Origin of the sequence: Oceanimonas doudoroffii, from assembly GCF_002242685.1 — a bacterium.
GTDB lineage: Bacteria > Pseudomonadota > Gammaproteobacteria > Enterobacterales > Aeromonadaceae > Oceanimonas > Oceanimonas doudoroffii.
Window position 1 is genome coordinate 637656 of the sequence record NZ_NBIM01000001.1, and the last position, 14879, is coordinate 652534.

Annotated in this window: 9 protein-coding genes and 5 tRNA genes; 7 read left to right on the forward strand and 7 right to left on the reverse strand. The window is 58.7% G+C overall.

What is annotated here, in order from left to right:
* Positions 1 to 37 precede the first annotated feature (37 nt).
* The 3 genes from B6S08_RS02890 to B6S08_RS02900 all read left to right on the forward strand — a co-directional run bounded on the left by B6S08_RS02890 (position 38) and on the right by B6S08_RS02900 (position 6567).
* Complete coding sequence (locus B6S08_RS02890) at positions 38 to 4873, forward strand: NAD-glutamate dehydrogenase (RefSeq protein ID WP_094199273.1); 4836 nt, start codon at positions 38 to 40, stop codon at positions 4871 to 4873.
* 65 nt (positions 4874 to 4938) lie between these two features.
* A complete protein-coding gene (pyrD, locus tag B6S08_RS02895) occupies positions 4939 to 5946 on the forward strand; it encodes a quinone-dependent dihydroorotate dehydrogenase (RefSeq protein ID WP_094199274.1) in 1008 nt (335 codons plus the stop codon).
* An 84-nt stretch (positions 5947 to 6030) separates the two neighbouring features.
* Positions 6031 to 6567 carry a cell division protein ZapC gene (locus tag B6S08_RS02900; protein ID WP_094199275.1) on the forward strand — a complete coding sequence of 179 codons (537 nt, stop codon included), beginning with the start codon at positions 6031 to 6033 and terminating at the stop codon, positions 6565 to 6567.
* Between the two features lie 129 nt (positions 6568 to 6696).
* Here the strand turns inward: B6S08_RS02900 and B6S08_RS02905 are convergent.
* The 5 genes from B6S08_RS02905 to B6S08_RS02925 all read right to left on the reverse strand — a co-directional run bounded on the left by B6S08_RS02905 (position 6697) and on the right by B6S08_RS02925 (position 7238).
* Positions 6697 to 6773 (reverse strand) — tRNA-Met (locus B6S08_RS02905).
* Between the two features lie 38 nt (positions 6774 to 6811).
* Positions 6812 to 6888, reverse strand: a tRNA-Met gene (locus B6S08_RS02910).
* A 41-nt stretch (positions 6889 to 6929) separates the two neighbouring features.
* Positions 6930 to 7006 (reverse strand) — tRNA-Met (locus B6S08_RS02915).
* A 39-nt stretch (positions 7007 to 7045) separates the two neighbouring features.
* Positions 7046 to 7122: transfer RNA gene (locus B6S08_RS02920), tRNA-Met, on the reverse strand.
* Between the two features lie 39 nt (positions 7123 to 7161).
* Positions 7162 to 7238: transfer RNA gene (locus tag B6S08_RS02925), tRNA-Met, on the reverse strand.
* A 217-nt stretch (positions 7239 to 7455) separates the two neighbouring features.
* Between B6S08_RS02925 and rlmKL the strand changes: the two genes are divergently transcribed.
* The 4 genes from rlmKL to rmf all read left to right on the forward strand — a co-directional run bounded on the left by rlmKL (position 7456) and on the right by rmf (position 12130).
* Positions 7456 to 9558 (forward strand): bifunctional 23S rRNA (guanine(2069)-N(7))-methyltransferase RlmK/23S rRNA (guanine(2445)-N(2))-methyltransferase RlmL, encoded by a 2103-nt coding sequence (gene rlmKL, locus B6S08_RS02930; RefSeq protein ID WP_094199276.1) that lies wholly within the window; start codon positions 7456 to 7458, stop codon positions 9556 to 9558.
* Positions 9555 to 9788: a glutaredoxin family protein gene (locus B6S08_RS02935; protein WP_094199277.1), complete on the forward strand. Its 234-nt coding sequence runs from the start codon at positions 9555 to 9557 to the stop codon at positions 9786 to 9788. The genes rlmKL and B6S08_RS02935 overlap by 4 nt, the downstream gene beginning before the upstream one ends.
* A complete protein-coding gene (gene uup, locus B6S08_RS02940) occupies positions 9785 to 11692 on the forward strand; it encodes an ATP-binding cassette ATPase Uup (RefSeq protein ID WP_094199278.1) in 1908 nt (635 codons plus the stop codon). The genes B6S08_RS02935 and uup overlap by 4 nt, the downstream gene beginning before the upstream one ends.
* Before the next feature lie 261 nt (positions 11693 to 11953).
* On the forward strand, positions 11954 to 12130 hold the full coding sequence (gene rmf, locus B6S08_RS02945; protein WP_014292547.1) for a ribosome modulation factor: 177 nt from the start codon (positions 11954 to 11956) through the stop codon (positions 12128 to 12130).
* A 111-nt stretch (positions 12131 to 12241) separates the two neighbouring features.
* On the opposite strand, the gene fabA is transcribed toward rmf, so the two are convergent.
* Together fabA and B6S08_RS02955 are read right to left on the reverse strand one after the other, a co-directional pair.
* Complete coding sequence (fabA, locus tag B6S08_RS02950; RefSeq protein ID WP_094199279.1) at positions 12242 to 12772, reverse strand: 3-hydroxyacyl-[acyl-carrier-protein] dehydratase FabA; 531 nt, start codon at positions 12770 to 12772, stop codon at positions 12242 to 12244.
* Between the two features lie 91 nt (positions 12773 to 12863).
* The gene (locus B6S08_RS02955) at positions 12864 to 14819 is read right to left on the reverse strand and encodes a Lon protease family protein (RefSeq protein ID WP_094199280.1); all 1956 of its coding nucleotides are present in this window, start codon (positions 14817 to 14819) and stop codon (positions 12864 to 12866) included.
* Positions 14820 to 14879 lie beyond the last annotated feature (60 nt).

The following is a 14879-nucleotide window of genomic DNA, read 5'->3' on the forward strand; positions in this document are numbered from 1 at the left end:
CCCATGGTTACTGCCTGTCTTCGAGGAATTCGATACCATGACACTGAATGATGCCAGCACTTCCGTATTGTTGGAAAACGTAGAACAACTGGTCAGCGAAAAATTTCCTGAGCAAACCGCTCCCCTAGTGCAATCCTTTGTGGCCCGCCTTTATGGCAGCATGACTCACGAGGATCTTCATTACCGCAATGACAGCGACCTCTATGGCGCCGCGATCAACCTGTGGAATTCCTTTGAAACCCGGCCCGACACCAGCCCCCATGTGCGCGTTTACAACCCCGAGTTGTCCCGTCACGGCTGGCAGTCCCCCCATACCATCGTGGAGCTGGTGTTGCGGGACGCCCCTTTTCAGGTGGACTCCATTCGCATGGCCCTGACCCGCATGGGCATTACCGCCCATCTGATGCTACACCAGCCCATGCATCTGGTGCGCAATGAACAGGGCCGGCTGGAACGCATTCTCAGCAGCAAGGACAAGGCCAAGCAAAACCGGGTGGAAACCGCCTTTCTTATCGAGATCGATCGCCTGCCGGCCAAGGAGCGGCGTGAACAGCTGCATCAAGAGCTGATGTCGGTAGTGGAAGAAGTGGCGCTGGTAGTGGATGACTGGCAGCCCATGGTGAAAAAGCTCAACGAGGTGATAGAAGGACTGCCGGCCCAGCTGAGCCAACACGACAAGCAGGACTGCAAGGAAAATCTGTCATTTCTGCACTGGGTAGCCGATCACAATTTCACCCTGATGGGCTATCGCCGCTACCATATTTCCGCCATAGAAGGGGACCACGAACTGGTGCCCGAGCATGACACCAGCCTGGGGTTGATGCGCCACATTCAGCACAGTGACGGCCTGCGTTTAAGCAGCCTGACCGCCACCGCCCGGGAAGCGGCCCTCAGCCAGAACATTCTGGTGCTGACCAAGACCAACCACAAGTCCCGCGTACACCGGCCTGCCTATATCGATTACATCGGCGTCAAGCGTTTTGACGACAAGGGCAGGGTGGTGGGTGAAGACCGCTTTATCGGCCTGTATGCCTCCAGCATCTATAACACCAGTGCCACCCAGATCCCGCTGATCGGTGAGAAGCTGCGTCGCATCATCAAGGCATCCGGGCTTGAAGCCGGCTCTCATGCCTACAAGGCGCTGCTCAATATTCTGGAAACCTACCCTCGTGATGAACTGATCCAGGCTCAGGAAGACGAGTTGCTGGAGATTGGCATGGGCGTACTGGCCATGCAGGAGCGGGACATGACCCGGCTCTTTGTGCGCCGGGATCTGTTTGGTCGTTTCTTCTCCTGCATGGTGTATGTCACCAAAGACAGGTACAACACCGCATTGCGGGAAAAGACCCAGCGTATTTTTCAGCGCTGTTTCGGCTCCGACGAGGAAGTGGAATTCACTACCTATTTCTCGGAAGGGGTGCTGGCCCGGACCCATTACCTGATCCGTGTACAGAACAATTCAATGGACATCAATGTGAACGAGATCCAGGCAAACCTGATCGAAGCCGCTCGCAGCTGGGACGACAAGCTGGAGCACGCACTCTCTGCCAACTTTGGCGAGGCCGAAGGCAACCGGCTGAAAAACAAGTATCACCATGCTTTCCCTCGGGCCTATACCGAAGACGTAATGCCAGGCTCGGCGGTGGCCGATATTCAGCAACTGGAAGCCTTGAGTGACGACAATCGTCTGGGCATGCTGTTTTATCGGGCCCAGGAAGAACAGCGTGACTCCAACCGGGTGCGGCTCAAGCTCTATCACAGGGCCGAGCCCATTCACCTGTCCGACGTGCTGCCCATGCTGGAAAACCTGGGGCTGCGGGTCATCGGTGAAACGCCCTATGAAATCGATTGTGGTGACGAGACCTTCTGGATCCTCGACTTTTCCATGCTGCACCCGCGCGGACCGCTCGATCTGGATGCCGGCCAGCAGCGTTTTCAGGAGGCCTTTGCCCAGATTTGGCACAACCAGCTTGAAAACGACGGTTTCAACCGCCTGGTGCTGGCCACCCAGCTGACCGGCCGGGAAGTGAGCGTGCTGCGTGCCTATGCCCGTTATATGCGTCAGACCGGGGTCAGCTTCAGCCAGGCGTATATTGAGGAAACCCTGTCCCGCTATCCGCACCTGGCCTGCCTGCTGTTCCGGCTGTTTGAGCAGCGCCTGAACCCGGCTTGCAAGCAGAGCAGCAAACAGCTGCATGCCCTGCACCAGGAGCTGGTGGAAGAGTTGGACAAGGTGGCCAACCTGGACGACGACCGCATCATTCGTCGTTACATGGAAATGATAGAAGCCACCCTGCGCACCAACTTCTACCAGCCCGCCAGTGATGGCAGCGACAAGGATTACATTTCCTTCAAGCTGGCTCCCGAGTCCATCAGCGAAATGCCGCTGCCACTGCCGAAATTTGAGATTTTCGTGTATTCGCCGCGAGTGGAAGGTGTGCACCTGCGCTGGGGCAAGGTGGCCCGGGGCGGCCTGCGCTGGTCCGACCGACGCGAAGACTTCCGTACCGAGGTGCTGGGACTGGTCAAGGCCCAGCAGGTGAAAAACACCGTGATCGTACCGGTGGGCGCCAAGGGCGGTTTTGTCTGCAAGCAGCTGCCGGAAGGCGATCGCGCCGCCTTCCTGAAGGAAGGCCAGGACTGCTACCGGCTGTTTATTCGCGCCCTGCTGGACGTGACCGACAATATCATTAACGGCGAGGTGATTCCGCCCAAAAACGTGGTGCGCCACGACGAGGACGATTACTACCTGGTGGTGGCCGCCGACAAGGGCACCGCCACCTTCTCCGACATTGCCAACGGCATCAGCGCCGAATACGGCCACTGGCTGGGCGACGCCTTTGCCTCGGGCGGCTCCGTGGGTTATGACCACAAGAAAATGGGCATTACCGCCAAGGGTGCCTGGGAGTCGGTCAAGCGCCACTTCCGCGAGCTCGGTATTGATTGCCAGACCACCGACTTTACCTGTGTCGGCGTGGGCGACATGGCCGGTGACGTATTCGGCAACGGCATGCTGCTGTCAAAGCACATTCGCCTGGTGGGTGCGTTTAACCACCTGCATATCTTTATCGATCCGGAGCCGAATGCGGCATCCAGTTTTGAAGAGCGCCAGCGCCTGTTTACCTCTCCGGGCACCACCTGGGACGACTACAATCGGGAACTGATTTCCGAGGGTGGCGGTGTCTTTGCCCGCTCCGCCAAATCCATCACGCTGACGCCCCAGATGAAAAAACTGCTGGGCACCCAGAAGGCGGCCCTGCCCCCCAACGAGGTCATTCGGCACCTGCTCACGGCCCAGGTGGATCTGCTGTGGAACGGCGGCATTGGTACCTATGTGAAATCACGCCGGGAAACCGACGCCGATGTGGGTGATCGGGCCAACGATGCGGTGCGGGTCAACGGTGAAGATCTGCGTGTGCGTGTGGTGGGCGAGGGCGGCAACCTGGGCTGCACCCAGCTGGGCCGTATTGAGTACGCCGGCAAGGGCGGACGCATCAACACCGATTTTACCGACAACGTGGGCGGGGTGGACTGCTCCGACAACGAGGTCAACATCAAGATCCTGCTTAACAAGCTGGTGGCCGAGGGCGAGCTGACCAAGAAGCACCGAGACGAGTTGTTGTACGACATGACCGACAAGGTCGCCGACATCGTGCTCACCAATGCCTATCGTCAGTCCCAGACCATTTCCATTACCCAGCACAGGGGCGCGCGCACTTTGAAAGAGCATCAGCGCTTTATGCAGTGGCTGGAGCGGGAAGGCCGTCTGGATCGTAACCTGGAATACCTGCCCAACGATGAGGAGCTGGGTGAGCGCATGGCCGCCGGTCGTGGCCTGACCCGGCCGGAAATGGCCATTCTGGTGGCTTACGGCAAGATGGTACTGAAGGACATGCTCAACATTCCCGAGGTAACCAACAACGAATACATCGCCCGCCTGCTGCCCGACAGCATGCCGGAGCAGCTGGTGTCGCGTTTTGGCGATGCCCTGATGGACCATCCGCTGCGCAGTGAAATCATCGCGACTCGGCTGGCCAACATCATGGTCAATGACATGGGCTTTAACTTCGCCAACCGCATGCTGGATGAAACCGGCGCCGGTATCGGCGATATTGCGGTGAGCTTCATGATCGCCCGGGAAGTGTTTGGCATGGATCAGTTGCTGCGCGACATCGAGGCCCTCGACAATCAGGTGCCGGCACCGCTGCAACTGCAGATGTTCTACCAGGCCCGGCGCATGGTCCGTCGTGCCACTCGCTGGTTCCTGCGTAACCGCAACCGCAATCAGGGGCTGGAAGATACCATTGCCCAGTTCCGTCCTGCCTACCAGGCCCTGTCCGAACACCTCTATGAGGTGATGGTGGACGGCGAAGTAACCGAGCACAAACGCGAGCTGGCCAAGCTGGTGGAGCAGGGAGTGCCCGAGGCCCTGGCGGTGCGCGTGGCACATATGAGCAGCCTGTTCTCGGCACTGGATCTGGCCCAGGTGGCCAACGAGCTGCAGCGGGACATCAAGGTCGTGGCCCGGCTTTACTTCCACCTCGGCGCGGCGCTCGAACTGCACTGGTTCCTGGATCAGATCAACCAGCAGGCGGTGGGCAACCACTGGCAGGCGCTGGCTCGGGCCTCGTTCCGGGAAGAGCTGGACTTCCAGCAGCGCAGCCTGACCGCGGTGATCCTTAAAAACTGTAAAGCCCAGGGCGAATGCGATACCATGCTGGATCAGTGGCTTGATGAGCATGAGCAGCTGCTTAACCGGTGGCGGCACCTGCTGGCGGATTTCAAAACCTCCGGCAGCCATGAATTTGCCCAGTTCTCTGTCGCCCTGCGCGAACTGAACCTGCTGCATCTCAATTGTGCGAACGCCGCCTGATAAAGGCGGCCACGACAAACAAAAGCCCCGGCCCAGACCGGGGCTTTTTTATAAGGAAGCTAAACGTGTACTCCCTGGTAAAACCCCTGTTGTTTCAGTGTGACCCCGAACATTCCCACGAGCTGACCCTGGAGGCGCTGGCCAAAACCCAGCACACCCCGCTGGCCGCCCTCTATCGCCGCCCGGCCATTCACAACCCGGTTGAGCTGATGGGGTTGACCTTCAGCAACCCGGTGGGCCTGGCCGCCGGTCTCGACAAAAACGGCGAGTGCATCGATGCCTTTGCCGCCATGGGATTTGGCTTTGTGGAAGTAGGCACGGTCACGCCACGGCCACAGGACGGCAACCCCAAGCCCCGGCTGTTTCGGGTCAAGCCCGCGGAAGGCATTATCAACCGCATGGGCTTTAACAACAGGGGCATCGATTACCTGGTAGAAAACGTGAAAAATGCCCGTTTCAAGGGCGTGCTCGGTATTAATATCGGCAAGAACAAAGACACGCCCATTGAACACGGCAAGGACGATTACCTGGTGTGCATGGAAAAGTCTTATGAACACGCCAGCTATATTACCGTGAATATTTCCTCGCCCAATACGCCGGATCTGCGATCCCTGCAATATGGTGATGCGCTGGATGATCTTCTGGGATCCTTAAAAGAAAAACAGGCCGAGCTCGCCCAACGCCATCACAAGCAAGTGCCGCTGGTGGTAAAAATTGCTCCGGATCTGAATGAAGCGGAAATTGAGCAAATCGCCGACAGCCTGGTGCGCTTTAATATTGATGGAGTGATCGCCACCAATACCACCCTGGATCGGGAACTGGTGTTTGAACTGCCCCATGCCCAGGAAGCGGGCGGCCTCAGTGGCCGGCCGGTGCAGAACAAAAGCACGCAAGTGATTGCCGAGCTGTCCCGTCGACTGAATGGTAAATTGCCGATTATCGGCGTAGGCGGTATTGATTCCCTGACCGCCGCTCGGGAAAAAATGACCGCCGGCGCCAGCCTGGTGCAGGTCTATTCCGGCTTTATTTATCACGGCCCCAAACTGGTACAGAACTTGGCGCGTTACCTCTAATTGTGATAATAATTTGCCCCCGATGGCAAAATTCCTTATATATTGAAGGTATCGGGGGAATTTTTATTTTCACAAGGTGCGTGAATGCTGCTTAAACCAAATGATCAGTGGTGCTGGTTTGTCGGCGCAGACCGGCACCTGATGCTGGATCTGGGAGAGGAAATGCTGTTTGCCACTCCCTACCTACAAAATAAACTGATTTTCGCCGACAACCTGCGGCAGAGTTTCTCGGTGGAAGACACCGGGCTCTATTATGCCTTTCTTGACAAACTCAGCTGTGTGGCAACGCCTTCCCGGCGGGTGCAGGCGGCGCTCAACGGCGTGGCCGTGGCCCGCTTCTACAAGCCGCTAATGCCCCAGAGCTGGTTTTTTGAACCTCAGGCCGACTACCACCAGCCCCAGCTGGGCGAGTTGATCGGGCTGGACTGCGGCGAGCGACACTTAACCATGATGGTGGTGGAAACCTCACCGTCGACGTCGTTGTGCATTTCGCTCTCGGCAGACGTGGTGCTGAACGACAGCAAAACCCTGCCGGTGTTTGGCGCCATCAAGGTGATGAACGACAGACTGTTCAGCCTGGAGCCGGCTCACGGCATGGAAGAAATGCGTCGGGTCGGCTGACGCCGGCGTGTTTGTGACTCGGTTGAGCAGACGGATGTGTGCCATGCAAGACAGGAATATTGAATAAGGGAAGATAAAACAGAAAGCGGTATAAGCTGCGAGGGTAGGGGAGTGCAATTGTCACCGGATTGGTTGCGGGAGCCGGATTTGAACCGACGACCTTCGGGTTATGAGCCCGACGAGCTACCAGGCTGCTCCATCCCGCGGCCGGTGTATTGCATCTTTATTTCACTTCACATCAAGTTGGTTGCGGGAGCCGGATTTGAACCGACGACCTTCGGGTTATGAGCCCGACGAGCTACCAGACTGCTCCATCCCGCGCCAGGGTATTACGTCTTGATGCTGCCGTACTGAAATCAAGTTGGTTGCGGGAGCCGGATTTGAACCGACGACCTTCGGGTTATGAGCCCGACGAGCTACCAGGCTGCTCCATCCCGCGCCAGGTGCTTGATTTCTTATTTGCAGTACCGAACCGGATTGGTTGCGGGAGCCGGATTTGAACCGACGACCTTCGGGTTATGAGCCCGACGAGCTACCAGGCTGCTCCATCCCGCGGCCGGTATCGTACTTGCAAATTTTACAGCGTCTGAGAACTGGTTGCGGGAGCCGGATTTGAACCGACGACCTTCGGGTTATGAGCCCGACGAGCTACCAGGCTGCTCCATCCCGCGTCCTCAGGTGGTGCATACTAGTGATCAGGCTCACCAAAGGCAAGCCCTTGATTGAAACTTTATTTTGTTTGCTCGTTAAACCAGCGGTATGTTTACCTGTTACCCATGTTGCCTTTATTTTGCCCGCTCACTACCCCGTTGGCCGCCATTAATCCGCAGAAATCGCATTACCACTCATGTATAATGTGCCCTCTCTTTTGTTTGACCATGCGTGATTATGCTGCCGTTTTTTGCTACCTGCCCCAAGGGGCTGGAATCCTTACTCTCCGACGAACTGCAAGCCCTGGGCGCCAGCCAGGTGCAGGAAACCGTGGCCGGTGTTGCCTTTCAGGGTGAACTGGACGTGGCCTACCGCGCCTGCCTGTGGTCTCGACTGGCCTCGCGCATCATGCTGCAACTGGCCGACTTTCCCATGCGTGACGACATGGACCTGTATCTCGGCGCCAGTAACGTGGAGTGGGAAAAGCACATTCAGGAAGGCCAGACCTTTGCGGTGGACTTTTCCGGCAGCAACCGGGCCATTACCAATACCCAATATGGTGCGCTCAAGATAAAGGACGCCATTGTTGATCGCCTGAGCAAGCGCCGGGGTGAGCGGCCCAGCGTCGACAAGCGCTTTCCCGACATTCGTATTCTCGCGCACCTGAAGCGCGAGCGCCTGAGCATTACCCTGGACTTGTCCGGCCCGGCGCTGCACCAGCGCGGTTACCGTCAGCAGGCCGGCGAGGCGCCGCTCAAGGAGAACCTGGCCGCCGCCATTCTGCTGCGCAGCGGCTGGGACGCCAACAGCCCGCTGGTGGATCCCATGTGCGGTTCCGGCACCCTGCTGATAGAAGCCGCGCTCATGGCCGCCGATCAGGCCCCGGGCCTGCTGCGCCCGCGGTTTGGCTTTATGGCCTGGTCCGGTCACGACCGCGAACTGTGGCAAAGCCTGCATGCCGAGGCCACGGTGCGCGCCACCCGCGGCCTGAACAAGGCCGAGGCGGTGATTTACGGCATTGATCAGGACAAGCGGGTGCTGGGCTTTGCCCAGGACAACGCCGAAGCCGCCGGGGTGGAGCGGTTGATTCACTTCTCCCAAGGTTCGGTCGGTGATCTGCATAATCCGAGTGAACAACCGGGCTGGCTGATTTCCAACCCGCCTTACGGCGAGCGTTTAAGCGAGTTTCCGTCGCTGCTCGGACTGCATCAGGGGCTGGGCGATACCCTGCGGGAACAGTTCAAGGGCTGGCACGTCAGCCTGATCTCAAGCTCCCCCGAGCTGCTCAGCTGCCTGCGCCTGCGCCCGGAAAAAACCTACAAGCTGTTTAACGGCGCCCTGGCCTGTGAGCTGCGCAACTACCTGATTGCCGCAGACGCCCGTCCGGCGCGGCCATTGGCGGAAGACTTCGCCAACCGTCTGGCCAAGAACATCAAGGCCCTCGACAAGTGGGCCCGGGGCGAGGGCATTGACTGCTATCGCCTCTATGATGCGGATCTGCCCGAATACAATGCCGCCATCGACCGTTATCAGGATCACCTGGTGATTCAGGAATACGCGGCCCCCAAAAGCGTGCCCGAGCACAAGGCTCAGGCCCGCTTCTTTGATCTGGTGCAGGCCACCATGACGGTGACCGGCGTGCCCGGCAGTAAGGTGGTGCTCAAGGTACGTGCCCGCCAGAAGGGCCGGGAACAGTATGAAAAGCTCGACAAGCGCGAGCAGTGGATGGAAGTGCAGGAGCACAACGCGCAACTGCTGGTGAACCTGCACGACTACCTGGACACCGGCCTGTTCCTGGATCACAGACCCATTCGAAAGCGGCTGGGCGAACTGGCCAAGGGCAAGGACGTGCTCAATGTATTTGCCTACACCGGCACCGCCACCGTACATGCGGCCCTGGGCGGCGCCCGCTCCACCACCACGGTGGACATGTCCAAGACCTATCTCGGCTGGGCCGAACGCAACATGCAACTCAATGGCATGAACGGCCGCCGGCACCAGTATGTGCAGGCCGACTGCCTGAGCTGGCTGGCGAAAAGTGACGGCGATTACGATCTGATCTTCGCCGATCCGCCGACCTTCTCCAACTCCAAGCGCATGGAAGACAGCTTTGATGTGCAGCGGGATCACCTGGAGCTGTTGCACCTGCTGAGCAAGCACCTGCGCAAGGGCGGCCTGCTGGTGTTCTCCAATAACAAGCGCAATTTCAAAATGGACATGGACGGCCTGACGGCCCTCGGCCTGAGCGCGAAAGACATTACCCGTTCGACCCTGCCGAAAGATTTTGCCCGCAACCCGCAGATCCACAACTGCTGGGAAATTCGCTGGAGTGACCAATGAGCCTGACGCTGTTTTCCACCGACGGCTGTCATCTGTGCGAGCAGGCCTGGGGCCTGCTTGAACAGACCGGCCTGGCCGCGGCCACCGAAATAAAAGACATCATCGACAACGACCAGTGGCTTGAGGCCTACCGCATTCGTATTCCGGTGTTGCGCCGGGCCGACGGTGCCGAGCTGGACTGGCCCTTTGACACCGATGACCTTATTGCATTTAACCGGGAACCATCATGAGTCTGCTTACCCTGCAAAATGCCCTTCTGGCTTACGGCGATGCGCCGTTGCTGGATGGGGTTGAGCTTAACATTCAGGCCGGCGAGCGGCTGTGTATCGTCGGCCGCAACGGTGCCGGCAAGTCCACCCTGATGAAGGTGATCGCCGGCGACATTCAGCTTGATGACGGTCGTCGCCAGGTGCAGCAGGACGTGGTGATCGCCCGGCTGGAGCAGGATCCGCCCCAGGTGGACGATGATCAAACGGTGTTTGACTATGTCTCCGCCGGCCTGGCCGAGCTTGGCGAGCTGCTGGCCCGTTATCATCACCAGCTGGAAAAAGTCAGCCACGACAGTTCCGAAAAAGCCATGAACGAACTGATGCGGTTGCAAGAGCAGGTAGAGCATGCCAACGGCTGGCAGTTTGATACCCGCATCAACCAGAGCCTGACCCTACTGGGCCTGAACGGTGACACCCGGCTGCAGGACTTGTCCGGTGGCTGGCTGCGCAAGGTGGCCCTGGCCCGGGCCCTGGCCAATGATCCCGATATTCTGCTGCTGGACGAACCCACCAACCACCTGGATATTGACGCCATCGCCTGGTTGGAAAACTTTCTGGTGGAGTTTCGCGGCGCCATTGTGTTTATCAGCCACGACCGCGCCTTTATACGCAAGATGGCCACCCGCATTCTCGACCTCGATCGGGGCAAACTCTCGAGCTGGCCGGGCAATTACGACGACTACCTGGTCAACAAGGAAGAAGCCCTGCGGGTGGAAGCGGAGCAGAACGCCCTGTTCGACAAACGGTTGGCCCAGGAAGAAGCCTGGATCCGCCAGGGCATCAAGGCCCGTCGCACCCGTAACGAAGGCCGGGTGAGGGCACTCAAGGCCCTGCGCAATGAGCGCAGTCAGCGCCGGGAGAGCCTGGGCAAGGTGTCGGTCACCCTGGATGATGTGCGTCGTTCGGGCAAGATCGTGTTTGAAGCCGAGCACCTTGGCTTTGACTACGAAGACAAGCCGCTTATCACCGACTTTTCCGCCCTGGTGCAGCGGGGCGACAAAATTGCCCTGGTTGGCCCCAACGGTTGCGGCAAGAGTACCCTGATCAAGCTGTTGCTGGGCCGGCTGCAGCCCAAGCAGGGCAGCCTGAAGTGCGGCACCAAGCTGGACGTGGCCTATTTCGATCAGTACCGGGAGCAGCTCGACCCCGAGCGCACCGTGATGGACAACCTGGCCGATGGCAAGCAGGAAGTGGAAGTGGGCGGCAAGTCGCGCCATGTGCTGGGCTATTTGCAGGACTTTTTGTTTGAGCCCAAGCGCGCCCGCACGCCGGTGAAGGCGCTGTCGGGGGGTGAGAAAAACCGCCTGCTGCTGGCCCGGCTGTTTCTGAAACCCAGCAACCTTTTGGTGCTCGACGAACCGACTAACGATCTGGATGTGGAAACTCTGGAGCTGCTGGAAGAGCTGCTGGCCGATTATCAGGGTACCCTGCTGCTGGTGAGTCACGACCGGGACTTTATCGACAACACCGCCACTCATTGCTGGACCTTTGACGGCAAGGGCGGGGTGGAAGAGTTTGTGGGCGGTTATCAGGACATGCTGGCTCAGCGTAGTCGGCAACCCGTGGCCACGCCGGCGCCGGTCAGGGCGGAAACCGCGACACCGGCCAAGTCCCAGAAGCCCAAACCCGCGTCTGGCAAAAAACTGTCTTATAAACAGCAACAGGAACTCAACGGCCTGCCGGCACGCCTTGAGCAACTGGAGCAGCAGATTGAAGCCCTGCAGGAAGAAATCAACGGCCCAGACTTTTTCACCCAGGCCGAAGACGTGACCCAGGGCAAGCTGCAGCAATTGGCGACGGTAGAAAACGAGCTGGAAGAAGCCTTTGCCCGTTGGGAAGAGCTGGAAGAGTTATCTGCCGGCTGAGCCGTTTTTTCGCTCAATTGCGAATGTGTATGCCGGCCTGTGAGCCGGCATTTTTATCACCCCGTTTTCTGTAAGGTGATCGGGGTCACACTTCGGTGTTTCCCTGCTTCATCAAAACTTCATAAATATCAGTCGCTAAATAGCCAGACTGGCCTATGCTCTAAAATTAACCCTTGAGATCGGTACGCAACTCAACTATTTCTAAAGAGCGGCAGAACGAAACGCCGTGCACTTTTTGTTGATTAAACGAGGGTAATACCTATGAAGAGACAAAAACGTGACCGTCTGGAAAGAGCGCGTACCCGCGGTTACCAAGCCGGAGTCAGTGGACGTTCCAAAGAGCAGTGCCCCTACAATGATTTTGACGCTAAAGGCCATTGGCTTGGCGGCTGGCGAGATGCCATGGAAGACAAAGGTTCCGGCCTCTTCATCAAGTAAGTAATGCATTCATCATCAACAAAAAGGCCCCGCACTTGCGGGGCCTTCATCGTTACAGTGCCATGAAAAAGCCCCGCAGGTGCGGGGCGTTACATTGATATTGGCGTAGCCTCAGAAAGTGGAGGTGTCGGTAAACAGACCCACTTTCAGCTCCTTGGCTTCGTAGATGGGACGACCATCCACTTCCACCACGCCGTCGGCGATGCCCATGATGAGCTTGCGCCAGATCACCCGCTTCAGGGTGATCTTGTAGGTCACTTTTTTGGCGGTCGGCAGGATCTGGCCGGTGAATTTCACTTCACCCACGCCCAGGGCGCGGCCCTTGCCGGGACCACCTTTCCAGCCCAGGAAGAAGCCAACCAGCTGCCACATGGCATCCAGTCCCAGGCAGCCGGGCATCACCGGGTCGCCGGGGAAGTGGCAGTCAAAAAACCACAGGTCGGGAGTGATATCCAGCTCGGCCAGGATTTCGCCCTTGCCGTGCTCGCCACCCTCGTCACTGATGTGCACGATGCGATCCATCATCAGCATGTTGGGGGCGGGCAGCTGACTGTTGCCAGGACCAAACAGCTCGCCCTGGCTGCACGCCAGCAGTTCTTCTCTGGTAAAGCTGTGTTTACCCAGTTCTTTTTGTGAAGGCATTCCACTCTTCCGTTTTTCATCGGGCACGGGGCCCGGGTGTAAAATTGGCGTCACTTTAGCGAACAGCTGTGCGCCCGACAAGTCCGATCTGTCATCGACGCAACAATCGGCGCCAAAAACCGCTCTCAACGGTATGACCGTTAAGGTCGTCCAGACGTTCACGAATACGCCCGAACAGGGTATGGGGGTCATCCACCTTGCCCGCTTCGCAACCCATCAACAGGGCAATGGCGTCTTCCACCCGGGCGACCGGATGAATATGAAAACGCCCCTCGGCCACCGCACCTGCCACCTCATCCGACAGGTTGAGCTGCAGGCGGTTGCTGGCCGGGATCAACACACCTTGCTCGCCGGTGAGTCCCTGTAGTCGGCACAGCCGGTAAAAGCCTTCGATCTTTTCGTTCACGCCGCCCACCGGCTGCACATTGCCGAACTGATCCACCGCGCCGGTAATGGCAAAGTGCTGATAGATGGGCTCTCGACCCAGGGCCGAGATCAGCGCACAAAGGCCGGCCAGGGCCGCGCTGTCCCCATCGATTTCATGGTAGGACTGCTCAAACACCAGATTGGCCGAGAGCGGCGAGGGGTGCTCGGCACCAAACAGGTTGGCCAGATAACCGTGAATGATCATCATTGCCTTGGCATGAATATGCCCGGCCAGATCGGCCTTGCGCTCGATGTCGGCCACGTCGCCGTCACCCAGGTGCACGGTCGCGGTCAGCCGTACCGGCTCGCCGAAGTCATAGGGGTGGCCGGCAATCTGAATGACCGACAGGCCATTGATCTGCCCCACTTCCCGGCCTTTGGTCTGCAGCAGAAACTGGCCGTCGCGAACGCCCAGATCCGACTGCTCCACCAGAAAGTTGAGGCGGTGATCCTGCTCTTCCTGAGCCAGCCGCAGATGCTGTTCGGTAATGAGTTCGCTTTGTTCCCGGGCGGCAATGACGTCTGCCAGTTGCATCATGGCCACCAGCTGAGACTCCACCAATGACAACCGGTGCTGATGATCGGTGATGCGGCTGCCGTAGCGGCACAGCCGGGTTACGGCGCCAGCGTCCATGTCGCGCAGGCCGTGCTTGTGGCGCAGATGCGACAGGTAACCCAGATAGGACGGCAGATCGTCCTGAGCGTTCCACTCGGGAATGATATCGGCGCGCAGAAATGCCAGGGTGTCGAGCTCGCGATCAAGCATGTGCAGCTCGGCCACCGCCAGACGATCCCCCACCAAAATCAGGTGCACGTCCAGGGGCGGCGGCTCGGGCTGAAAGTAGAACGCCGCCATCTCATTGGGCCGGCTCCACTCCACCCGTTGCGTGGCCAGGGCGTTTTTCAGCCGGAACCAGAGGCCGGGCTGATCCAGCAGCTCTTCAATGGGCACAATGAGGTAGCCGCCATTGGCACGATGAATAAGTCCGGGCTCCAGTAAATGATGATGACTGAACACCGAGCCCTGCTCGGTCTGAAAGTGAATGGCGCCAAACAGCTGCTCCGGTGTGAACTGACGGGCATGCACAATGGGAATGGTGCTGTCAAAGCGGTGCACCATGAGGTTGATCAGTACCGGATGACTAAAGCCACCGCCAGCGGCCACGTGCTGGGCCAGGTCAGACAGGTAGTCGGCTACCTTTTCATCCTGGCCCTGCTTTTTAAGAATGCGCTCAACAATGTGCTCCGCCTCCAGGTGGCGGGAACTCAGCTCCAGCAGTTGACCCACCAGCTCGCAGAACTCGATGCCGGTGCCGGCCTTCAGCCGCAGCCAGATGGGCTTTTGCGGGTGATGCAGGTTTTCGGCGTAACAGAGGTCGAACAGATCGGCGTGATTGGCGTGGCGCTTGACCAGATCCTGCACCAGCTCTTCCACATCCATGCCGGCAAAGCCGTTCAGCAGCAGAATGGGATTGACGCTGTTCAGCCCCGACAAGGTGGCAAAGGCCGAGTCGGCCCGCTGTTGCAGGGCGCTGAAGGGCAGGGGAGCCGCATCGTTCAAGGTGGTGAGTTCGGGTAAGGAGAATGCGGGGGCCAGCTCGGCCGGGCTCAGTGGTTGCACTGGTTCACTCGTTCTTGGGACAGATGAGGCCAGTATACTTCAGCCGGCCCGCGGTTACAG